Here is a 20,979-nt window from a genome sequence, read left to right as displayed (position 1 = left end):
AAAGATGGCTGCTTCAACAACATCGGTGTGCTGATCTTTACTTTTGGGTATTGTCTACGATCAATACACGCAGGATGCGATGGCACATTATTGTGTCAAAACTATGCTCTGAATACATGAGTGCGGTGGTGCTCTAAGTAATCTTGGTGCGCTTCTGTTAAGAGTTTTTGGTTGATTCGCATCTTCCCATTAATGTGCAGATGATAGGCAGGCGCCCCTGTGATTTCACTGGATAACATGATTTTTCCCTGTGGATCAAATGTTATGAGTCCAGAATCGAAGGCTGCATCAAGATTGGGAGAGAGCAACAACCCATTGAAAGAATCAAGCCGTTCCTTGTTGTTTGAATCCCGCCATGGCTTGATGTGTGATGCCTTGAGCAATGGAATGCATGTGGCCTCAGTGACCGCGCAGCCCTTCCAATAGAGCACTAGCTTGGAACGAAATAAGCCCTGACCAACTCGACTCTGGATAATGGATTGCCTCTCTGTTTCGGGCAGGGTGCTAAGGCTTTCGAGTTGGCTAAGAATTTCACTGGCAGCATCTGCTGCATGAGGCTCTGCTGAAGTTGCAGCTGCGAGCGGTAGGGTGGCTGAGGATGCATCAGGTGAGCTTGCAGAGTTCAACATTTCTGGAGTTGTAACGAACCAGCAATCACAGCCCCTTTTCATGCTGTCTTCTCCCTCCAAAATATCCTTCAAGCCGATTTCCTGTAATCTGCCGATTGCATGCATGAAAGCACCAAGCCCAGTGCATTCGATTACTCGATATGCCTTTCCGTCAAAATTCTCGATGGCTATCCGCATGGAATTGCCTCCGCCCTTGTTTCGGTATGACTTTACCGCTGCGGTAACGGCCTCATCGAATACAGGAACGACTTCGCCCTCAATGTACTTTGATTCAATCATATTTTTCCCTGCGTAACGGATCGGTTTACGTCGACTGTACTCGACCACTATCCATCCACTGCATAAGAGCTCGGAGCACAGTCCAGGGGCGCTCAAACGCCTTTACCTTAATATAGACATCCGTCGCCCCAAAGTGCGGTCCAACAGCAATAAGATGGATACGTAATAGTGCGCATGGTTCGAATGTTGATGCTCATCGGCAGTCCTTCATCCGTTACCTAGGTCCTCCTAAGTGAATGGGAAGTTCGCCAAGTTGCTTGTTCTACAGCACAAGAATGTTGATTTAGATGTGCTTTAGTCGTAAAAATAGCTCTATATCAACATTTTTAATAAAAATGTTGATATTATTTTCGTTACAATAATCTAACTTACTGAAAACAAATAGAAAATGTATCATTCACTCACCCATGTTTGTGGAAACGTACTAATTACCCTTCTAACCCGAGTTCCTGATCATTTGAAAAACCCCGAAAAGTCCTGGACTGTTCGGGGTTTTTTTATGGACTTGTGGCATCGTCTGTGTACTGCCGGGGGTATTCAAATATACTAGGCACAGTATTTTTGAAGGAAGCTTTATGCAACAGTCGTTTTTGGCGCGCGCCCTGGTTCAGCCTGCTCAGGTCGGGCGGGCATTGCTCGTACTTGTGTCGCTGGCGGCGCTTCCGGTGCTGGCTCAGACCCAGCCGCAAGTGAACGTGGCAGCGGTGCAGCTCAAAGCCGTGGGCAGTGGTTTTGAAATGGATGGCGTGGTGCAACCGGTCAAACAAAGCACGGTGTCGGCGCAAGCTTCGGGGCGCTTGGTCACGCTGGCGGTCAAGGCGGGCGACCCGGTGCGCGCCGGCCAGTTGTTGGCCACCATCGATGACCGTGAAACCCAGACCGGCGTGCAACTCAGTCGGGCCCAGGCCGCGCAGGCGCAGGCCGAGCTGCGCAATGCCCAGGCCCACTTTGAGCGCACCCGTGAGCTGCAGGCCCAGGGTTTTGTCAGCAAGGCCGCCATGGACACCGCCGATGCCCAGCTCAAATCGGCGCAAGCCGGTCGTGACCAGGCCAGCGCCGGTGAAAAACAGTCTGGTTTGTCGCAGGGCTTCACGCGTGTGACGGCGCCGTTCGATGCCTTTGTGCTGCAAACGCTGGCGGAGTCGGGTGACCTGGCTTTTCCGGGTAAGCCGTTGTTGACGATTTACGCGCCCTTGCCGCTGCGCGCCGTGGTGCAGGTGCCGGTGTCGCGTTCCAGCCTGGTGCAGGGCAGTACGGCGGTAGAAGTGCAGGTGCGGGCGGCAGACGGGGCGCCCCAATGGGTTCGCCCCAGCCAGACCAGCCATTTGCCCACGGCCGATGCGGTGTCGCAGACCATTGAGTGGCGGCTCGAATTGCCGGCCGGCGCGAGCAAGGGCTTGCTGCCGGGACAGCAGGTTCGGGTGCGTTTTGCCGCCGGGCAGTCCCAGCGGCTGGTGATCCCCACGGCTGCCGTGTTGCGCCGGGGGGAGCTGACTGCGGTTTATGTGGTGTCCAACCAGGGCTTTGCGCTCAAGGCGATTCGCCTGGGGGCCGAGCATGGTTCGCAAGGCGTTGAAGTATTGGCGGGTTTGAGTGACATGGACCGTGTCGCGCTGGATCCGGTGCGCGCCGGTCTGGCCGGTGCCCAGGCGGCTGGCAGTGCGGCCAAGTGAGATGAGCATGTCGAACCAAGACCAATTGGGTATTTCCGGGCGCATGGCGCGGGCTTTCAAGCTCAACGCCATCACGCCCCTGCTGGCTTTGGTGGCCTTGTTGCTCGGGCTGTTTGCCGTGCTGGTGACGCCGCGCGAAGAAGAGCCGCAAATCAATGTCACCATGGCCAATGTGCTGATCCCCTTTCCCGGTGCCAGCAGTGTCGATGTGCACAACATGGTGGCACGCCCGGCCGAACAGGTGCTGAGCCAGATCGCGGGTATTGAACACACCTACTCCGTGGCCCGGCCCGGCATGGCCGTGATGACCGTCCAATTCAAGGTGGGGGTGCCGCGCACTGATGCACTGGTTCGCCTGTACGACGTGCTCAACGCCAACCAGGACTGGCTGCCGCGCGACCTGGGCACGCTCGCGCCCATCGTCAAACCCAAGGGGATTGACGATGTGCCGGTGCTGGCGGTGACCTTGTGGAGCAAGGACGCCCTGCCGGCCGTGGATCTTGAGCGGGTGGCGCACACGGTTGAGGCCGAATTGAAGCGCGTGCCGGGAACCCGGGAGGTGCAAACCATCGGTGGTCCGGAGCGCGCAGTGCATGTGTGGCTGGATCCGGCGCGCCTGCGCGAGCGCGGGGTCGATGTGCTGTCGCTCAAGGCCACGCTGGCCGCCGCCAATGCCAGCATGCCCTCGGGTGCGGTGCTCGACCCGGAAGTGCCCGGCGGTCAGATGTTGAGCGTGGAAACGGGTGAGTTTTTGCGCTCGGCGCAAGATGTCGGCGACGTGGTGGTGGGCGTCCACAAGGGCCTGCCGGTGTACCTGCGTGAAGTGGCGCGCATCGAGACCGGCGCGCAATTGCCACAGCGCTATGTCTGGTACACGCCAGGGGTGGCTGCCGCGGGTGCCGCTGACCAGGCGGTGGTTTCGGGCGGTGTCTACCCGGCACTGACACTGACGGTGACCAAGAAACCGGGGACCAACGCGGTCGACGTGGCCAGAGCGGTGCGCCAGCGGGTGCAGGAACTCGGCAACACCGTGATTCCCAGCAACATGCAAACCACCATCACCCGGGACTATGGTGAAACGGCAGCCGAAAAAGCCAACAAGCTGATCCAGAAACTGGCCTTTGCCACCGGCTCGGTGATTTTGCTGGTGGGTTTTGCGCTGGGCCGGCGCGAGGCTGTCATCGTCGGTGCTGCTGTCATTTTGACCTTGATGGCGACCTTGTTTGCCTCCTGGGCCTGGGGTTTCACCCTGAACCGGGTGTCCTTGTTTGCGCTGATCTTTTCCATTGGTATCTTGGTTGACGATGCGATCGTGGTGGTGGAGAACATCCACCGCCATCAAAACCTGTACCCGGAGCGCAGTCTGCGCGAGATCATTCCCACCGCGGTGGATGAAGTGGGTGGCCCCACCATTCTGGCCACGCTGACGGTGATCGCGGCCTTGCTGCCGATGGCCTTTGTCAGTGGCTTGATGGGCCCCTACATGAGCCCGATTCCGATCAACGCCAGCCTGGGCATGGCCATTTCTCTGGTCATTGCCTTCACGGTCACGCCTTGGCTGGCGCTTAAAGTGATGCGCCAGCACACCCATGCTGATGCTGCGGCGCAGCCCAAGGGTCTGGGCCCCAAATTGCAGCGCCTGTTCACCTGGGTGCTGACCCCGTTTTTGGAGAGTGCCAAAAAGCGCTGGCTGCTGCTCGCGGGCATTCTGGTGGCCTTGCTGCTCTCGGTCGGGCTGACCCTGGTGCAATGGGTGGTGCTCAAGATGCTGCCTTTTGACAACAAGAGCGAGTTTCAGGTGGTGATCGAAATGCCGGCGGGCACGCCGCTGGAAAACACCGCTGCGGCGCTGCATGAGCTGGGCGCTTACCTGGCTCAGCAACCTGAGGTCTTGAACCTGCAAGCCTATGCGGGTACGGCCTCGCCGATCACCTTCAATGGTCTGGTGCGTCAGTATTACCTGCGCGCCGATGCCGAGCAGGGCGACTTGCAGATCAACCTGGTGGACAAGCAGCACCGCGACGACCAGAGCCATGTGATTGCGCAGCGACTGCGTCCCGCGCTGGAGAAAATTGGCGCGCGCCACCACGCCCTGGTCAAGGTGGTTGAAGTGCCGCCGGGCCCGCCCGTGATGTCACCGCTGGTGGCTGAAATCTACGGTCCTGACGAGGCCGGACGCCAGGAGCTGGCACGCCGCGTGGCGCAGGCCTTCATAGCCACCCCCGACATTGTGGGCGTTGATACCTCGCTGAAAGAAGATGCGCCGCGCGCTTACCTGCGGGTGCGCCGCCAGCGCGCCGAGTCGCTGGGTATTCCTGTGGCCGTGGTGTCACAGACGGCGGCCATGGCGCTCAGCGGGGTCGATGCGGCCTACCTGCACGATGGCCACGCCAAATACCCAGTGCCGGTGCGCCTGCAGTTGCCCTTGGGTGACCAGGTGGGTCTGGATGCGATTCTGGCCATGCCTTTGCGTGCGGCCAATGGCCAGATGGTGCCACTGTCGGAGTTGGTGCAGGTTGAGCAGGGTGTCATTGACAAGCCCTTCTTCACCAAGGACCTGCAAGGCGTCAGCTACGTCTTTGGTGACATGGCGGGCAAGCTCGACTCGCCGCTGTATGGCCTGTTTGCCATCCGTGACAAATTGCAGGCCGCAGCCTTGCCGGACACGGGTGAATTGGGCGAGTACTGGATCAACCAGCCCAGCGACCCCTATCGTCAATACTCGGTCAAGTGGGACGGCGAGTGGCAGATCACCTATGACACCTTCCGTGACATGGGGGCCGCTTATGGCGTGGGGCTGATTTTGATTTACCTGCTGGTGGTGGCGCAGTTTAAGAGCTACCTGACCCCGCTGGTGATCATGGCGCCCATTCCGTTGACCATCATTGGCGTCATGCCCGGGCACGCCTTGTTGAATGCCCAGTTCACGGCCACCTCGATGATTGGCATGATTGCGCTGGCGGGCATCATCGTGCGCAACTCCATCTTGCTGGTCGACTTCATCGAGCTGCAGGTGGCGCAAGGCATGGCCTTCAAGGAAGCGGTGGTGCAGTCTGCGGCGGTGCGCGCGCAACCCATTGCCCTGACCGGTCTGGCGGCCATGATCGGTGCTTTCTTCATTCTGGACGATCCCATTTTCAACGGGCTCGCCATTTCCCTGATTTTTGGCATTCTGGTGTCCACCCTGCTCACGCTGGTGGTGATTCCGGTGTTGTATTACGCGCTGTACTGGCGCCGTAACAAGGCGCTCGCAGAAGCGCCGGGTTCTCTCGGTCAAGCTCACTAACGTTCAAATAACAGGAGACAAGACATGGCTCATATCGTCATCATGGGTGCAGGCATTGGCGGCATGCCCGCTGCCTACGAATTGCGTGAAATGCTGCCCCAGGAGCACCGCATCACGGTGGTCAACAGCACCGACTACTTCCAGTTTGTGCCCAGCAACCCGTGGGTCGCGGTGGGCTGGCGCGAGCGCGAGGCGGTCACCCTGCCGATTGCGCCGTATCTGGCGCGCAAAAAAATCGGCTTCATTGGCAAGGCGGTGACCCACATCGACGCCGACGCCAGCAAGCTGACGCTGCTGGACGGGCAGACGCTGGATTACGACTACCTGCTGATCGCCACCGGCCCGAAGCTGGCTTTTGACGAAGTGGCGGGCGCCGGCCCGGTGAAGTCGGGTGGCGGCGGCTTCACCCATTCCATTTGCCATGTGGACCATGCGCAGGCGTTCTTTGCCGACTACGAAGAGTTTTTGAAGAACCCGGGCCCCCTCGTGATTGGCGCCATGCCGGGCGCCAGCTGTTTTGGCCCGGCTTACGAGTTCGCCATGATCCTGGACACCGACCTGCGCCGTCGCAAATTGCGCAACAAGGTGCCCATGACCTTTGTCACCAGTGAACCCTACATTGGCCACCTCGGCCTGGGCGGTGTTGGCGACAGCAAATCGATGCTCGAATCTGAATTGCGTGGCCGCGACATGAAGTGGATCACCAACGCCAAGACCACCAAGGTCGAGCAAGGCAAGATGTTCGTGACCCAACTGGACGACCATGGCAACCCGGTCAAGGACCATGAGGTGCCGTTCAAAATGTCCATGATGCTGCCAGCCTTCAAGGGCGTCGACGCCGTGGCGGCCGTGCCCAACTTGTGCAACCCGCGTGGCATGGTCCTGATCGACGAATTCCAGCGCAGCAAGGCGTACCGCAACATCTATTCGGCTGGCGTGTGTGTCGCCATTCCGCCGGTGGAAGTGACCCCGGTGCCCACCGGCACGCCCAAGACCGGCTACATGATCGAGAGCATGATGACCGCCATCTGCCACAACATCGCCAACGACCTGGCGGGCCAACCGGCCACCGCCAAGGGCACCTGGAATGCCGTCTGCCTGGCCGACATGGGTGACACCGGCGCTGCTTTTGTGGCCCTGCCACAAATCCCGCCGCGCAATGTGAACTGGTTCAAGAAAGGCAAGTGGGTCCATCTGGCCAAAATTGCCTACGAAAAATATTTCATGCGCAAGCTGAAAAAAGGCACTTCCGAGCCCATCTATGAGAAATACATCATGGGCTTGCTGGGCATCAATCGTCTCAACAAGTAAACAAGGAGTTTTTCACCATGACCGTACAACGTTATATTTTGGTTTTCGCCGGCATGTTCATCATGATCTCGCTGGCCTTGGGGGTCGAGGGCAGCCCGCTGTTTGTCAGCAAGTGGGCGCTTGCCTTCACGGCTTTTGTCGGCGCCAATTTGTTTCAATCCGGCTTCACTAATTTTTGTCCGCTGGGCATCATCCTGAAAAAGCTGGGTGTGCCCGAGTCAAAAGTTGGTTGCGCCAACTGATTGGCAGCCGTTTTTAACTGGACTGCCGCATGACTGTCTTGACCGACGAAGCCGCCCGTACCGAGGTGCTCAACCGCCTGCGACGTGCCGAAGGCCAGATCCGGGGTGTCCAGCGCATGATTGAAGAGGGCGAAAGCTGCCTGAAGATCGGGCAGCAGTTCTCTGCCGTGCGCAAGGCCCTTGACAGCACTTACCTGCGCATGACCATGTGCTTCATGGCGCAGGAGCTCGCCACTTGCGTCCAGCCCGATGCCACCCAAAAAGAAAACATGGACACCATGCTCAAGGACATGGAAAGCCTGCTCTCGCGCATGGGTTAGGGGGCGGTGATGATGCCGCCGCCCAGGCAGACCTCGCCGTTGTAAAGCACGGCGGATTGTCCGGGCGTCACCGCCCATTGCTGCTCTGAAAATGCCAGTTTGAACGCGTCTGCCGCCTGCACGGCGAGGTGACAGGGCGCGTCCAGCTGGCGGTAGCGGGTTTTGGCCGCCAACGCCTGGGTGCCGGGCGGCGCGCCTGCGACCCAACTGGCGTCCTGCGCCGTGAGCTCATTGGACAACAGCCACGGGTGATCGTGGCCTTGCACCACCCACAGCGTGTTGTGAGCCATGTCCTTGCGCGCCACAAACCAGGGCGCGTGCTCACCGCCACCGCGCGGTGCGCCTTTGGCCTTGAGGCCGCCAATGCCGAGTCCCTGGCGTTGCCCCAGGGTGTAAAAGCTCAAACCGACATGCTCGCCAATGGTGTGACCCCGGTCGTTCTTGATCGGGCCGGGCGCTTTGGCAATGAAGCGGTTCAAGAATTCGCGAAACGGCCGCTCGCCAATGAAACAGATGCCGGTGGAGTCCTTCTTTTGGGCGTTGGGCAGGCCAATCTCCAGCGCCAGGCGACGCACCTCGGTTTTCAGCAACTCGCCCACGGGAAACAGGGTGTTGGCCAATTGTTTCTGATTGAGCCGGTGCAGGAAATAGCTCTGGTCCTTGGTCGGGTCCAAGCCCTTGAGCAACTCATGCTTTTCGGTGGCGGCATTGAAGCGCACGCGGGCGTAATGTCCGGTGGCAATTTTCTCGGCCCCCAGGCGCATGGCGTGGTCCAGGAACGCCTTGAATTTGATCTCCGCGTTGCACAAAATGTCGGGGTTGGGCGTGCGCCCGGCGCTGTACTCGCGAAGAAACTCGGCAAACACCCGGTCCTTGTACTCGGCGGCAAAGTTGACATGCTCGATCTCGATGCCGATCACGTCCGCCACCGCTGCGGCGTCGACAAAGTCGATGTTGGACGAGCAGTAGCGGCTGTCTTCGTCCGAGCTCCGGTCATCCTCTTCCCAGTTCTTCATGAAGATGCCAATCACCTCATGGCCCTGCTGCTTGAGCAGCCAGGCGGTCACTGCCGAGTCCACGCCACCGCTCAAGCCCACCACCACGCGTTGCAGCTTGCTCATGACTTGTCACCCGAGACGATGGGGCGTGGGTCGATGATGGTGGGGTCGGTATGGATCAGTGCCAGCGGAAAACGCTGGCCACGCAAATAGTCTTCCGTGCACTGCAACACCAGCGGACTGCGGTGGCGCAGCGCACTGGCCCGCAGCTCGTCCGGGCTGAGCCACAGGGTGCGCACAATGCCGGTGTCAAGGCTGCGGCCCGCCTGCAAGTCACCCAGCTGGCCACAAAAGGCAAAGCGCAGGTAAGTGATGTCCTGATCCGCTTGGTCGGCAGTGGCCGGGCGTTGAAAGCGCGCCATGTAAACACCCAGCAAATGCGTCGGCGTAAACACGTGCATGGTTTCTTCGAGCGCCTCGCGGGCGCAAGCCCCGACCAGGCTCTCGCCTGCGTCAAGGTGGCCAGCCGGGTTGTTCAGGCGCAGGCCCTCGGGTGTGTGTTCTTCCACCAGCAGGAACTTGCCCTGGTGCTCAATGATTGCGGCCACGGTGGCGCTGGGTTTCCATCGGTTTGTCATGGCCGGATTATCGGTAAACGCCGATTTGCGGTTCGACCGCGCCAGCCTCGTTCGTTTGAGATGGATCAAGGAGTGGGCAGGTCGTCAAGAAAAACCTGTAAAAACTGATGTAAGCTCCAGCGGATCATAGAACTTGCCAATCAATATACGAGGAGACGCTTCATGCAAGCTGGCGCTACCACTCAAGACGCATCGGACAAATCTGCCCTTGCCTCCGCTCCGTCACCTGCACAAACTGCGCAGCGCATTGGCGTGCCGCGAGAGATTTTTCCAGGTGAAAAGCGCGTGGCCACGGTGCCCGAGGCAGTGGAAAAGCTGATCAAACTGGGCTTCTCCGTCGCTGTCGAAGCGGGTGCGGGCGATGCGGCCAATTGCTCCGATGACACCTACCGCGCTGCCGGCGCCACGGTGGCCGAATCCGCCGCTGCCTTGTGGTCCGGCTCTGACATTGTGTTCAAGGTGCGCCCCCCGTCTGCTGACGAAGTCGCGCAGATGCGCGCCGGGCAAGTGCTGATCGGCTTTATCTGGCCGGCGCAAAACCCTGACCTGATGCAGCAACTTAGCGCCAAGAAGGTCACCGTGCTGGCCATCGATGCGCTGCCGCGCATGCTCAGCCGGGCCCAGAAAATGGACGCCCTGACCTCGCAGGCCGGCGTGGCCGGTTACCGTGCCGTCATCGAGGCCGCCAATGCCTTTGGCCGCTTCTTCAATGGCCAGATCACGGCTGCGGGCAAGGTGCCCCCCGCCAAGGTCTTCATCGCCGGTGCGGGTGTGGCCGGTCTGGCCGCCATTGGTACCGCTGCTGGCCTGGGCGCCATCGTGCGTGCCAACGACACCCGGGCCGAAGTGGCCGATCAGGTGGTGTCGCTGGGCGGTGAATTCGTCAAGGTGGACTACGAGGAAGAGGGCTCCGGCGGCGGCGGTTACGCCAAGGTCATGAGCGAAGGTTTCCAGCAGGCCCAGCGCGCCATGTACGCCAAGCAGGCCCGCGAAGTCGACATCATCATCACCACCGCGCTGATTCCCGGCAAGCCCGCGCCCAAACTCATCACGGCCGAGATGGTGCAGAGCATGAAGCCCGGCAGCGTGATTGTCGACATGGCGGCCGAGCAAGGTGGCAACTGCGAACTGACCGAACCCGGCCAGGTCGTGGTCAAGCACGGCGTCACCATCGTCGGCTACACCGACCTGGTCAGCCGCCTGGCCAAGCAGTCGTCCACCCTGTACGCCACCAACCTGTTCCGCCTGACCGAGGAGTTGTGCAAGACCAAGGACGGTGTTGTTAACGTCAACATGGAGGACGACGCCATCCGCGGCCTGACCGTCATCAAGAACGGCGAAGTTACCTGGCCCGCGCCGGCACCCAAGCAGGCGGCGGCGCCTGCCCCGGCTGCTGCCAAACCAGCGGCAGCAGCCGCTGCCAAAAAGGGTCATGGTCATGGCGGGGGCGAGGCCGAACCCATGGCTGGCAGCAAGCTGGCCATCATGTTCGGCGTGGCGGCTGCCCTGTTCTGGCTGATCGGCTCCAGCGCGCCGCCGGCCTTTCTGTCGCACTTCACCGTGTTCGTGCTGGCGTGTTTTGTCGGCTACATGGTGGTCTGGAACGTCAAACCGGCCTTGCACACACCGCTCATGAGCGTGACCAACGCCATCAGCAGCATCATTGCCATTGGCGCCCTGGTGCAGGTCTCGCCCTGGGCCAATGCCGCTGATCGACCCAACGACCTGATCAGCTGGGTGGCTGCCGCGGCGATCGTGCTCACCGCCATCAATATGTTCGGCGGCTTTGCCGTCACCCAGCGCATGCTGGCCATGTTCCGTAAATAAGAAGAAGGAGCCAAGAGCATGTCTTCAAGTCTGGCCACGGTTGCATACATCGGCGCAACCATTTTGTTTATTCTGAGCCTGGGCGGCCTGTCCAACCAGCAAACCGCCTTGCGCGGCAACCTCTACGGCATGATCGGCATGACGCTGGCGGTGTTGGCCACGGTGTTCGGCCCCCAGGTGACCTGGGCTGGACTGCCCTGGATTGTTGGTGCCATGCTGGTCGGCGGCTCGGTCGGCCTGTATGCCGCGCGCACGGTTCAGATGACGCAAATGCCCGAGCTGGTGGCCTTGATGCACAGCATGGTGGGTCTGGCAGCGATGCTGGTCGGTGTTGCCACCTTCATCGATCCGACGGCGTCCTTCCACTGGGTCGATGGTCAGAGCACCCCCTTGACCTCCGCTGAAGAGTCTATCCACAAGATCGAAATCTATATCGGCATTTTGATTGGTGCGGTGACTTTTTCTGGTTCTGTGGTGGCGTTTGGCAAGCTCTCCGGTCGCATCAGTGGCAACCCGATGCTGTTGCCGGGTCGCCATTGGCTCAACCTGACCGGGTTGCTGGTGGTGATCTGGTTCGGTCGCGAGTTCGTCAACGCCCACACCATCGCTGACGGCATGCTGCCCCTGATCGTGATGACGGTGATCGCCCTGCTGTTTGGCATTCACATGGTGATGGCCATTGGCGGCGCTGACATGCCGGTGGTGGTGTCCATGCTCAACAGCTACTCGGGCTGGGCCGCTGCGGCCACCGGTTTCATGCTGTCCAACGACTTGCTGATCGTCACCGGTGCCCTGGTGGGCTCCAGCGGCGCGATCCTGTCCTACATCATGTGCAAGGCCATGGCGCGCAGTTTCATCAGCGTGATCGCCGGTGGCTTTGGCACCGCCAGTGCCGCACCGAAACCTGCCGGTGATGGCGCGCAGCCGGCCGGCGAAGTGACGCCGATCAGCGCCCCCGAGACGGCCGAGCTGCTGCGTGAAGCCAAGAGCGTGGTCATTGTTCCAGGCTACGGCATGGCGGTGGCCCAGGCCCAGCACACGGTGTTCGAAATCACCAAGCACCTGCGTGAAAAAGGCGTCAATGTGCGCTTTGGCATTCACCCGGTGGCCGGGCGCATGCCGGGCCACATGAACGTGTTGCTGGCCGAGGCCAAGGTGCCCTACGACATCGTGTTCGAGATGGACGAGCTCAATGACGACTTCCCCAAGACCGACGTGGTGATGGTGATCGGTGCCAACGACATCGTCAACCCGGGTGCCCAGGACGACCCCAGCAGCCCGATTGCCGGTATGCCGGTGCTCGAAGTCTGGAAGGCCAAGACCTCCATCGTCATGAAGCGCAGCATGGCCAGCGGCTACGCGGGCGTGGACAACCCGCTGTTCTACAAAGACAACAACCGCATGCTGTTTGGCGATGCCAAGAAGATGCTCGACGAGGTGCTGACGGCCTTGAAGGCGTGAGTGGTCCGTCAAACCAAGATGAAGAGGCCCTCGGGCCTCTTTTTTTGAGGTTTTCCATCCAGGACACCACTCTGGAGTTTCCTGCCTAATTAGGGAAAACACAGCTTACAGAAACTGACAAACGGGTGAAAATTCACCCTCACATTCACACCCTGGAGTTTTCACCATGACTGATCGCATCTGGCTTAAAAGCTATCCACCGGGCGTTGCGTCCGATATTGATGTGACCCGATATGCCTCCATGGTGGCCATGATGGAGGAAAGTTTCAAGAAATTTGCCGACCGGCCCGCTTACAGCTTCATGGGCAAGGAGCAAAGCTACAAGCAGGTCGATGAACTGAGCCAGACCTTCGGCGTCTATCTGCAAAGTCTGGGGCTGGCCAAGGGCGACCGCGTGGCGGTCATGATGCCCAATGTGCTGCAGTACCCCATCGCCGTGGCCGGTATCCTGCGCGCCGGTTACACCCTGGTCAACGTCAACCCGCTGTACACGGCACGCGAACTGGAACACCAGCTGAAAGACTCGGGCGCCAAGGCCATCGTGATCCTGGAAAATTTTGCGGCCACGCTCGAAAAATGCCTGGCAGCCACGCCGGTCAAGCACATTGTGTTGTGTGCCATGGGTGACCAGTTGGGCCTGCTCAAAGGCACCCTGGTGAACTACGTGGTGCGCAATGTCAAGAAGATGGTGCCGGTGTTCAATTTGCCGACCGCGGTGCGGTTCAATGCAGCCATTGCCAAGGCCAGCAGCGGCAGCCTGAAAAAACCGGTCATCAAGCCAGATGATGTGGCGGTGTTGCAGTACACCGGCGGCACCACCGGCGTCTCCAAAGGGGCGGTGCTGTTGCAGCGCAACCTGGTGGCGAATCTGCTGCAGACTGACGATTGGTTTGCCCCGGCCTTGCAAAAAGTACCGCAGGGTGAGCAACTGAATACGGTCTGTGCCTTGCCGCTGTACCATATCTTTGCCTTTACCGTGGCCATGATGCTGTCGCTGCGCGCGGGCGGCAAGCTGATCCTGATCCCCAACCCGCGCGATTTCCCGGCGGTGCTGTCCGAGCTGGCCAAGCACAAGGTTCATTTCTTCCCGGCGGTCAATACGCTGTTCAACGCCTTGGCCAATCACCCCGATTTTGGCAAGGTGAACTGGAGCCACCTGCTGGTGTCGGCCGGGGGTGGCACGGCGGTGCAAAGTGCCGTGGCCAAACTCTGGCTGGAAAAAACGGGCTGCAGCATTGTGGAAGGCTATGGCCTGAGCGAGACCTCACCGATCGCCACGGCCAACCCGGTGATCGGCGCCGAATTTTCCGGCATGATCGGCCTGCCGGTGCCCAGCACCTGGCTCAAGTTGCTGGACGACAGCGGCAATGAGGTGCCCATCGGTCAGTCGGGCGAGATCGCCATCAAGGGGCCGCAAGTGATGGCCGGTTATTGGCAGCGCCCTGATGAGACCGCCAAGGTCATGACGGCTGACGGTTACTTCAAGTCGGGTGACATCGGCCTGATGGACGAGCGCGGCTACTTCAAAATTGTCGATCGCAAGAAAGACATGATCCTGGTCAGCGGCTTCAACGTCTTCCCCACCGAACTCGAAGACGTGGTCTCGCAAATGGACGGCATCCTCGAGTGCGCCTGTGTCGGCATGCCCGATGACAAAACCGGCGAGGGGGTCAAGCTGGTCATCGTCAGGAAAGACGCGGCCATCACCGAAGCGCAGGTACGCGACTATTGCAAGGAAAACCTCACCGGCTACAAACAGCCCAAAGTTGTCGAGTTCCGCGATGAGTTGCCCAAAACGCCAGTCGGCAAGATTCTGCGGCGTGAACTGCGCGGCAAATAATCGATTGGCAGGGGTGCGCATTTGACGCTGGCCATCATGAGTGCCCTGCTCGACGAGCAGCGGGGCCTGCTGGAACGGCTGGACAAGCCGCAGCGTGTCAAGCGTGCCGGGCGTACCTTTTGGTGCGGCCAGTGGGCCGGGCAGGACGTGGTGCTGGTGCTGACCAAGGTCGGCAAGGTGGCCGCAGCCACCACCACCACCGTGCTGATGGAGGCTTTTGATGTCAAAAGCGTGCTTTTTACCGGCGTGGCAGGGGGCGTTGGCTGCGGCGTCCAGGTGGGTGATGTCGTGGTGGCCGATGCCTTCATCCAGCATGACCTGAACTCGGCACCGCTTTTTCCGCGCTACGAGATCCCGCTCTACGGGCGCGCAACATTCGACTGCGACCCGCGCTTGTCGGCGCTGTTGCTGGAAGCCGCGCAGCGGGGACTGGCGGGCGTGGGTGATCATTGTCATCGCGACTTGCCGCTGGCGTCGCCCCAGGTGCACCGCGGCCTGATTGCCAGCGGCGACCAGTTTGTCTGCGACCCTGTGGCTGCCGCCCTCATGCGCGCTGACTTGCAGGCGGCCGGTCATGAGCCGCTGGCGGTCGAAATGGAAGGCGCTGCGGTGGCCCAGGTGTGCCACGATTACGGCGTGCCCTTTGCCGCCATGCGCACCATTTCAGACCGCGCCGATGCCCAGGCGCATCTGGATTTCTCGGCTTTTGTCACCCAGGTGGCCAGTCCTTATGCGCTGGCCGTGGTCAGCCAGTTCATCCAGTTGCGTTCAGGAAAATAATTACTTGAGCCAGCCGCGTTTTCTGAAGTACCACATGGGTACCAGGGCGCTGGCCAGCATCAAACCCAGGGCATAGGGGTAGCCCATGGCCCAGTCAAGTTCCGGCATGAACTTGAAATTCATGCCATACAGGCTGGCAATCAAGGTCGGCGGCAGCAAGGCCACGCTGGCCACCGAAAAGATCTTGATGATCTTGTTCTGGTTGATGTTGATGAAACCGACGGTGGCATCCATCAAAAAGTTGATTTTGTCAAACAAAAAGGCGGTGTGCGAGTCGAGCGAATCGATGTCGCGCAGGATTTGCCGCGCATCCTCGAACTGCTCGCTGTTGAGCATTTTGGTGCGCATCATGAAGCTGACCGCGCGCCGCGTGTCCATGGCGTTGCGCCGGATGCGGCCGTTCATGTCTTCGTGGCGCGCAATGGCGCCCAGCACTTCACCGGCCAGCGCATCGGTCACGTCGCCCGACAGCACCTTGGCGCTGGCTTTTTCCAGTTCATCGTAAATTTCCTCGAGCGTGTCGGCCGAATATTCGGCGTCGGCGTCGAACAACTTGAGCAGCACCTCCTTGGCATCTTCAATCAGGCCGGGCGCGCGCCGGGCCCGCATGCGCAAGAGCCGGAACACCGGCACGTCCTCGTCGTGGATCGAGAACAGCACGCCTTTGCTTTTGAGCTCGTCGTTGACCAGGTTCAGAATAAAGGCCACCCGCACGGTGTGCGGGTCATCTTCGTCGGCCACCAGAAAGTCGCTGCGAATGTGCAGTTCGCCGTTGTCTTCCTTGTAAAAGCGGGCCGATTCCTCGATGTCCTCGTCCATCGCATCTTCCGGGATGGAAAGACCAAAATACTGCTTGATCCAGCGTTTTTCTTCGAGCGTGGGCGACTCCAGGTCAACCCAGATCGGCTGAAAACGCGACAGTTCCTCAAGGGATTCGATCTCTTCCTGAAACAGGCGACCGTTGGCGAGGGTGAAGATGTTGAGCATGCGCTCACTCCCAAAAGAGGTAGGTCATGATGCGTTGGGTCGGCAGGGTGGCTGACCGGGAGGCGTTCGTGGGCCACGGATCCGGTCAAAATGCAATCATTTGATCGCCCGGATTATCGCATTGCAGCCGCCTTTGCGCCCGTGAAGTCACTCGCAAGACCGCAGCATGCTGCATTGCATCATTAAAAAATAATTGCAAATTGCCCCAAGCCGGGGCATAGTCAGTACCATGGTTTCACGATTTGTTTTTCCGCTTGCCAGCCTGGCTGGCAGCTTTTTCCCCCAAGAGCTTTAGGAGGCTTTTATGAACTTGACAATCAGTGGTCACCATTTGGAAGTTACCCCCGCCTTGCGCAGTTATGTGACCAGCAAGCTGGACCGGATCAAGCGGCATTTTGACCAGGTGGTCGATGTCAAGGTACTGTTGACCCTGGAAAACATGAAGGAAAAGGAGCGTCGGCAAAAAGCAGAGTGCAATATCCACATCAAGGGCATCGAGTTGTTTGCCGAAAGCGCGCATGCCGACCTGTACGCCGCCGTGGATGAACTGGTCGACAAACTCGACCGTCAGGTGGTGCGTCACAAGGACCGTTTGCAATCCCATCATCATGATGCGGCCAAGCGCCTGATGTAATTTAAAATCTGACAAGCCGCTCGCAAGTGCGTGCGGCTTTTTTTGTGCCAAATTTTTACTGTGCACCTTCAAAGACCATCATGAATCGACTCGCTTCCATCCTCTCGGCCGAACAGGTACTGGTCCAAGTGGACGTTTCCAGCAAGAAAAGAGCTTTTGAAGAGGTGGGCTTGTTGTTCGAAAATCTGCATGGCCTGAGCCGTGCGCTGGTGACCGACAGCCTTTTTTCAAGAGAGCGTCTGGGGTCCACCGGTCTGGGGCATGGCGTGGCCATTCCGCATGGTCGCATCAAGGGACTCAAGGCGCCTATGGCGGCCGTGATCCAGCTGGCCAATCCCATCGGCTTTGATTCCCCGGACGAGCAGGCGGTGGGCCTGATGATTTTCTTGCTGGTGCCCGAAGCCGCCACCCAGAAGCACCTGGAAATCTTGTCTGAAATTGCCGAAATGCTCAGTGATGTCGCCTTGCGCGAACAACTTTTGACGATTCAGGACGCCACAGAACTCTACCAACGCATTGCCAACTGGCAATCGACCTGAGATTTTCTTGCTTTCTCCCGATCCATTTGAGCCGGAGCGCCTGCCATGAAGCCCAATGTCATCAGCGCCGACGTGCTGTTCGAATCATTTCGTGCCAGTCTGCGCTGGGAGTGGGTGGCCGGCCTGGGCGCGTCTGAGCGCCGCTTTGACGAAGTGGCGGTGCGTGCTGCGCGATCAGGTGCCGACCTGGTGGGCTACCTGAATTACATTCATCCCTACCGGGTGCAGATTCTGGGCGAACGCGAGGTGGCCTACATGGTCAACGCCACGCCGGACGATTGCGCACGCCGTATCGCCCGCATCGTCACGCTCGAGCCACCGGTGCTGGTGTTGGCCGATGGCCAATCGGCGCCGGAGGGCCTGACCTCGATGTGTGAGCGCGCCCAGATTCCGATGTTTGCCACCGAGGGCTCATCGGCTTTTGTCATTGACGTGCTGCGCGCCTATTTGTCCAAGCATTTTGCTGACCGTTGCACCATGCACGGCGTGTTCATGGATATTCTGGGCCTGGGCGTGCTGATCACCGGCGAGTCCGGCCTGGGCAAAAGTGAGCTCGGGCTGGAACTCATTTCGCGCGGCAACGGCTTGGTGGCGGATGATGCCGTCGACCTGTACCGCATCAACCAGGACACGATCGAGGGACGCTGCCCCGAGCTCCTGCTTAATTTACTCGAGGTGCGCGGCATTGGCTTGCTCGATATTCGCGGCATCTTTGGCGAGACCGCGGTGCGCCGCAAAAAGCGCCTGCAGCTCATCGTGCATTTGGTGCGACGCGAGACCATGGAACGTGACTACGAGCGCATCCCTTACGAGCCGCTGATGCAGGATGTGCTCGATGTCCCGGTACGCAAGGTGGTGATCCAGGTGGTGGCGGGGCGCAATATTGCCGTGCTGGTCGAGGCCGCCGTACGCAATACCATCCTGCAAATGCGCGGCGTGGACACCTACAAGGACTTTGTCGAACGCCATCGTGTGGCGATGAACGAGCCCGGCTGACGAGGGGGCGCACGGGCCTGCCCGGCGCGGACGGGCCGATGGGGGTAAACGGTACAATCCACTCCTCCTTTGCTACCCACCTAGCCCCATGTCCAAGTCTCTGCCTCGTTTTTTTTGCTTGAGTTTGACCGGCTTGTCGCTTGTCAGCCTGACCGCGTGTGGCAGCCTGGACCAGGCCAGCAATCGCATGATCAGCGTGGTGACGCCCTACAAGATAGACATTGTCCAAGGCAATTTTGTCTCGCGTGAGCAGGCCGAGGCGCTCAAGCAAGGCATGAGTCGCGTGCAGGTGCGCGACATCCTTGGCACGCCTTTGCTGGTCAGTATTTTTCATGCCGACCGTTGGGACTATGTCTTTACCTTCCAGCGTCAGGGTGTTGAGCCGCAGGCACGTCGTGTTACCGTGTTTTTCGCGGGCAACAGCCTGACCCGTGTGGAAGCTGACCCCCTGCCAAGCGAGGCAGAGTTCGTGGCTTCGCTGGACTCCGGCCGCAAGGCGGGCAAGGTGCCGGTGCTGGAAATGTCCGAGGAGAGCCTCAAGGCCACCGCCGTGACCGCGGCACCCGTGGCCAAGCCCCTGCCGCCCTTGCCCGCCAGCTATCCACCGCTGGAAAACGGTGCCAATTGAATCCTGACATGACTGATTCTTCTCTTCACCGCATTTGCGTGGCGGGCGCCAGCGGCCGCATGGGGCGCATGCTGATCGAGGCCATTTCTCTCGCGGACGATTGCCAGCTCAGCGGCGCGCTCGATGTGGCCAGCAGTCCGGCTGTCGGTCTGGACCCGGCGGCCGCCATGGGCTCGAGCAGCGGTATTGCCATCAGCGCGGACCTGCACACCGGCTTGAGCCATGCCCAGGCCCTGATCGATTTCACCCGCCCCGAAGGCACGATGGCGCATTTGCAGGTTTGTCGTGAGTTGGGTGTCAACGCGGTCATTGGCACCACCGGTTTCAGTGACGCGCAAAAGCAGCAGATTGTCGAACTTGCCAAGGACATCGCCATCGTCATGGCGCCCAACATGAGTGTGGGTGTCAACGTCACGCTTAAGCTTCTCGAAATGGCGGCCAAGGCCCTGCATACCGGTTATGACATAGAAATCATCGAGGCGCATCACCGCCACAAGGTCGATGCGCCCTCGGGCACCGCCCTGAAAATGGGCGAAGTCATCGCCACGGCACTGAACCGCGACCTGAAAGACTGTGCCGTGTATGCGCGCCAGGGCGTGACCGGCGAGCGCGACCCGTCCAGCATCGGTTTTGCCACCATCCGCGGTGGCGACATCGTGGGCGACCACACCGTGCTGTTCGCCGGCACCGGCGAGCGCATCGAGATCAGCCACAAGTCGTCCAGCCGGGTGTCCTATGTTCAAGGCAGCCTGCGGGCTGTGCGTTTCCTGCGTGGCCGCAAGAGCGGGTTGTTCGACATGGCTGACGTGCTCGACCTGAAATGAACCTGGCCCAGCTTTTTTTGCAAGGCGATGCGCTGGCGCGCGGTGTCGCGCTGCTGTTGTTGGTCATGTCCGTGGCCAGCTGGGTCGTCATCCTCTGGAAAACATGGCTGTTGCGTCGCGCCAATGGCGACGTGGCGCGTTGCATTGCGGCCTTCTGGCAATCAGGCTCGGTCGCCGAGGCCATGCAGAAAATAAGTGCTTTTGACCGCGAGCTGCTGGTGTTGCCGCTGGTGCAGGCGTCTCGCCTGGAAGCCAGCCAGACCCTGGCCAGCGCTGGCGACCGCGCCCACCAACTCACCCGCGTGCTGCGCAACGCCTTGCACGCCGCGCTCGCCAAGCTTCAGCATGGCCAGGTTTTGTTGGCCACCATTGGCGCCACGGCACCTTTTGTCGGCTTGCTGGGCACGGTGTGGGGCATCTACCATGCGCTCATCGGCATCGCCAGCGCGGGCCAGGTCACCATTGACAAAATTTCCGGCCCGGTGGGTGAGTCGCTGATCATGACGGCTGCGGGTCTGATGGTGGCCATTCCGGCTGTACTGGCTTACAACGTGCTGGGCCGTGCGGTGGCGCGTCTGGAGGCCGAGCTTGAAGGCTTTGCCCGTGACCTGCGCGAACTCGGCAGCACCGGCGCGGTTGCGCTCTAGGCACGGCCATGGCATTTGGCCGCTTGGACCGTTCCCTGGGCGATCAGCCCATGAGCGACATCAACATGACGCCACTGATCGACGTGATGCTGGTGCTGGTGGTGATCTTCATCATCACCGCGCCGCTGCTGGCGAGCTCCATCAAGCTCGATTTGCCTACCACCGAGGCCGCCACGGCGAGTGATGCGCCCCAGTCGGTGACCGTGGTGGTGGATGCGGCCGGCCTGACTTATCTGCAAGACCGGGTGGTCGCCCAGGATGAACTGCTGCGTCAGCTTCAATTGTCGGCCCGGGTCAACCCGCAGACTGAAGTCCTGTTGCGTGCCGACAAGGCCGTGCCCTATGGTCGCATCGTCGAAGTCATGGGCGCCGCCCAGACGGCCGGCTTGAACCGCATCGGCTTCGTGGCGGATGCGCCGGCAGCGGCGGCCAAACCCTAA

Annotated in this window: 20 protein-coding genes; 16 read left to right on the top strand and 4 right to left on the bottom strand. The window is 60.2% G+C overall.

Annotation, left to right across the window (positions count from 1 at the left end):
* Positions 1 to 101: 101 nt before the first annotated feature.
* A complete protein-coding gene (locus Q7U49_RS10065) occupies positions 102 to 908 on the bottom strand; it encodes an HNH endonuclease (RefSeq protein ID WP_304764134.1) in 807 nt (268 codons plus the stop codon).
* Positions 909 to 1,483: 575 nt separating this feature from the next.
* Here Q7U49_RS10065 and Q7U49_RS10060 point away from each other — a divergent pair.
* Genes Q7U49_RS10060 through Q7U49_RS10040 form a run of 5 tightly spaced genes read left to right on the top strand, consistent with a single transcriptional unit; the run spans position 1,484 to position 7,740 of the window.
* Entirely contained in the window at positions 1,484 to 2,581 is a 1,098-nt protein-coding gene (locus tag Q7U49_RS10060) for an efflux RND transporter periplasmic adaptor subunit (protein ID WP_304764133.1), read from the top strand.
* 7 nt (positions 2,582 to 2,588) lie between these two features.
* On the top strand, positions 2,589 to 5,867 hold the full coding sequence (locus Q7U49_RS10055; RefSeq protein ID WP_370653991.1) for an efflux RND transporter permease subunit: 3,279 nt from the start codon (positions 2,589 to 2,591) through the stop codon (positions 5,865 to 5,867).
* A 24-nt stretch (positions 5,868 to 5,891) separates the two neighbouring features.
* Positions 5,892 to 7,178: an NAD(P)/FAD-dependent oxidoreductase gene (locus tag Q7U49_RS10050; protein ID WP_304764131.1), complete on the top strand. Its 1,287-nt coding sequence runs from the start codon at positions 5,892 to 5,894 to the stop codon at positions 7,176 to 7,178.
* Between the two features lie 17 nt (positions 7,179 to 7,195).
* A complete protein-coding gene (locus Q7U49_RS10045) occupies positions 7,196 to 7,420 on the top strand; it encodes a DUF2892 domain-containing protein (RefSeq protein ID WP_304764130.1) in 225 nt (74 codons plus the stop codon).
* Positions 7,421 to 7,449: 29 nt separating this feature from the next.
* Positions 7,450 to 7,740, top strand: a complete 291-nt coding sequence (locus tag Q7U49_RS10040) for a metal-sensing transcriptional repressor (protein ID WP_304764129.1) — start codon at positions 7,450 to 7,452, stop codon at positions 7,738 to 7,740.
* Here Q7U49_RS10040 and mnmA read toward each other — a convergent pair.
* Positions 7,737 to 8,861: a tRNA 2-thiouridine(34) synthase MnmA gene (mnmA, locus tag Q7U49_RS10035; RefSeq protein ID WP_304764128.1), complete on the bottom strand. Its 1,125-nt coding sequence runs from the start codon at positions 8,859 to 8,861 to the stop codon at positions 7,737 to 7,739. The genes Q7U49_RS10040 and mnmA overlap by 4 nt on opposite strands.
* Positions 8,858 to 9,376, bottom strand: coding sequence for an NUDIX hydrolase (locus tag Q7U49_RS10030; protein WP_304764127.1), 519 nt, complete (start codon positions 9,374 to 9,376; stop codon positions 8,858 to 8,860). The genes mnmA and Q7U49_RS10030 overlap by 4 nt, the downstream gene beginning before the upstream one ends.
* A gap of 162 nt (positions 9,377 to 9,538) precedes the next feature.
* Between Q7U49_RS10030 and Q7U49_RS10025 the strand changes: the two genes are divergently transcribed.
* From Q7U49_RS10025 to Q7U49_RS10010, 4 genes are all read left to right on the top strand, one after another.
* The gene (locus Q7U49_RS10025; RefSeq protein WP_304764126.1) at positions 9,539 to 11,203 is read left to right on the top strand and encodes a Re/Si-specific NAD(P)(+) transhydrogenase subunit alpha; all 1,665 of its coding nucleotides are present in this window, start codon (positions 9,539 to 9,541) and stop codon (positions 11,201 to 11,203) included.
* An 18-nt stretch (positions 11,204 to 11,221) separates the two neighbouring features.
* On the top strand, positions 11,222 to 12,664 hold the full coding sequence (pntB, locus tag Q7U49_RS10020) for a Re/Si-specific NAD(P)(+) transhydrogenase subunit beta (protein ID WP_304764125.1): 1,443 nt from the start codon (positions 11,222 to 11,224) through the stop codon (positions 12,662 to 12,664).
* Between the two features lie 166 nt (positions 12,665 to 12,830).
* The gene (locus tag Q7U49_RS10015) at positions 12,831 to 14,504 is read left to right on the top strand and encodes a long-chain-fatty-acid--CoA ligase (RefSeq protein WP_304764124.1); all 1,674 of its coding nucleotides are present in this window, start codon (positions 12,831 to 12,833) and stop codon (positions 14,502 to 14,504) included.
* 21 nt (positions 14,505 to 14,525) lie between these two features.
* Entirely contained in the window at positions 14,526 to 15,284 is a 759-nt protein-coding gene (locus Q7U49_RS10010; protein ID WP_304764123.1) for a 5'-methylthioadenosine/adenosylhomocysteine nucleosidase, read from the top strand.
* On the opposite strand, the gene corA is transcribed toward Q7U49_RS10010, so the two are convergent.
* Positions 15,285 to 16,271 carry a magnesium/cobalt transporter CorA gene (corA, locus tag Q7U49_RS10005; RefSeq protein ID WP_304764122.1) on the bottom strand — a complete coding sequence of 329 codons (987 nt, stop codon included), beginning with the start codon at positions 16,269 to 16,271 and terminating at the stop codon, positions 15,285 to 15,287. It abuts the gene before it with no gap.
* A 304-nt stretch (positions 16,272 to 16,575) separates the two neighbouring features.
* Between corA and hpf the strand changes: the two genes are divergently transcribed.
* From hpf to Q7U49_RS09970, 7 genes are all read left to right on the top strand, one after another.
* Positions 16,576 to 16,905 carry a ribosome hibernation-promoting factor, HPF/YfiA family gene (gene hpf, locus Q7U49_RS10000; protein ID WP_304764121.1) on the top strand — a complete coding sequence of 110 codons (330 nt, stop codon included), beginning with the start codon at positions 16,576 to 16,578 and terminating at the stop codon, positions 16,903 to 16,905.
* An 80-nt stretch (positions 16,906 to 16,985) separates the two neighbouring features.
* Positions 16,986 to 17,444, top strand: a complete 459-nt coding sequence (locus Q7U49_RS09995) for a PTS sugar transporter subunit IIA (RefSeq protein ID WP_304764120.1) — start codon at positions 16,986 to 16,988, stop codon at positions 17,442 to 17,444.
* A 45-nt stretch (positions 17,445 to 17,489) separates the two neighbouring features.
* Complete coding sequence (gene hprK, locus Q7U49_RS09990) at positions 17,490 to 18,440, top strand: HPr(Ser) kinase/phosphatase (protein WP_304764119.1); 951 nt, start codon at positions 17,490 to 17,492, stop codon at positions 18,438 to 18,440.
* An 88-nt stretch (positions 18,441 to 18,528) separates the two neighbouring features.
* Positions 18,529 to 19,068, top strand: coding sequence for an outer membrane protein assembly factor BamE (locus Q7U49_RS09985; protein WP_304764118.1), 540 nt, complete (start codon positions 18,529 to 18,531; stop codon positions 19,066 to 19,068).
* Positions 19,069 to 19,076: 8 nt separating this feature from the next.
* Positions 19,077 to 19,892 carry a 4-hydroxy-tetrahydrodipicolinate reductase gene (gene dapB, locus Q7U49_RS09980; protein WP_304764117.1) on the top strand — a complete coding sequence of 272 codons (816 nt, stop codon included), beginning with the start codon at positions 19,077 to 19,079 and terminating at the stop codon, positions 19,890 to 19,892.
* On the top strand, positions 19,889 to 20,539 hold the full coding sequence (locus Q7U49_RS09975) for a MotA/TolQ/ExbB proton channel family protein (protein ID WP_304764116.1): 651 nt from the start codon (positions 19,889 to 19,891) through the stop codon (positions 20,537 to 20,539). Before dapB ends, Q7U49_RS09975 begins: the two co-directional genes overlap by 4 nt.
* A gap of 8 nt (positions 20,540 to 20,547) precedes the next feature.
* Complete coding sequence (locus Q7U49_RS09970; protein WP_304764115.1) at positions 20,548 to 20,979, top strand: biopolymer transporter ExbD; 432 nt, start codon at positions 20,548 to 20,550, stop codon at positions 20,977 to 20,979.

Source organism: Rhodoferax sp. (assembly GCF_030653815.1).
GTDB lineage: Bacteria > Pseudomonadota > Gammaproteobacteria > Burkholderiales > Burkholderiaceae_C > Rhodoferax.
This window is presented reverse-complemented; position numbering and strand designations above follow the sequence as displayed.

Bases quoted from the DNA above. Each gene is read 5' to 3' on its own strand.
- Q7U49_RS10065 (WP_304764134.1), bottom strand. From the start codon at position 908: ATGATTGAATCAAAGTACATTGAGGGCGAAGTCGTTCCTGTATTCGAT.
- Q7U49_RS10060 (WP_304764133.1), top strand. From the start codon at position 1,484: ATGCAACAGTCGTTTTTGGCGCGCGCCCTGGTTCAGCCTGCTCAGGTC.
- Q7U49_RS10055 (WP_370653991.1), top strand. From the start codon at position 2,589: ATGTCGAACCAAGACCAATTGGGTATTTCCGGGCGCATGGCGCGGGCT.
- Q7U49_RS10050 (WP_304764131.1), top strand. From the start codon at position 5,892: ATGGCTCATATCGTCATCATGGGTGCAGGCATTGGCGGCATGCCCGCT.
- Q7U49_RS10045 (WP_304764130.1), top strand. From the start codon at position 7,196: ATGACCGTACAACGTTATATTTTGGTTTTCGCCGGCATGTTCATCATG.
- Q7U49_RS10040 (WP_304764129.1), top strand. From the start codon at position 7,450: ATGACTGTCTTGACCGACGAAGCCGCCCGTACCGAGGTGCTCAACCGC.
- mnmA (WP_304764128.1), bottom strand. From the start codon at position 8,861: ATGAGCAAGCTGCAACGCGTGGTGGTGGGCTTGAGCGGTGGCGTGGAC.
- Q7U49_RS10030 (WP_304764127.1), bottom strand. From the start codon at position 9,376: ATGACAAACCGATGGAAACCCAGCGCCACCGTGGCCGCAATCATTGAG.
- Q7U49_RS10025 (WP_304764126.1), top strand. From the start codon at position 9,539: ATGCAAGCTGGCGCTACCACTCAAGACGCATCGGACAAATCTGCCCTT.
- pntB (WP_304764125.1), top strand. From the start codon at position 11,222: ATGTCTTCAAGTCTGGCCACGGTTGCATACATCGGCGCAACCATTTTG.
- Q7U49_RS10015 (WP_304764124.1), top strand. From the start codon at position 12,831: ATGACTGATCGCATCTGGCTTAAAAGCTATCCACCGGGCGTTGCGTCC.
- corA (WP_304764122.1), bottom strand. From the start codon at position 16,271: ATGCTCAACATCTTCACCCTCGCCAACGGTCGCCTGTTTCAGGAAGAG.
- hpf (WP_304764121.1), top strand. From the start codon at position 16,576: ATGAACTTGACAATCAGTGGTCACCATTTGGAAGTTACCCCCGCCTTG.
- Q7U49_RS09995 (WP_304764120.1), top strand. From the start codon at position 16,986: ATGAATCGACTCGCTTCCATCCTCTCGGCCGAACAGGTACTGGTCCAA.
- hprK (WP_304764119.1), top strand. From the start codon at position 17,490: ATGAAGCCCAATGTCATCAGCGCCGACGTGCTGTTCGAATCATTTCGT.
- Q7U49_RS09985 (WP_304764118.1), top strand. From the start codon at position 18,529: ATGTCCAAGTCTCTGCCTCGTTTTTTTTGCTTGAGTTTGACCGGCTTG.
- dapB (WP_304764117.1), top strand. From the start codon at position 19,077: ATGACTGATTCTTCTCTTCACCGCATTTGCGTGGCGGGCGCCAGCGGC.
- Q7U49_RS09975 (WP_304764116.1), top strand. From the start codon at position 19,889: ATGAACCTGGCCCAGCTTTTTTTGCAAGGCGATGCGCTGGCGCGCGGT.
- Q7U49_RS09970 (WP_304764115.1), top strand. From the start codon at position 20,548: ATGGCATTTGGCCGCTTGGACCGTTCCCTGGGCGATCAGCCCATGAGC.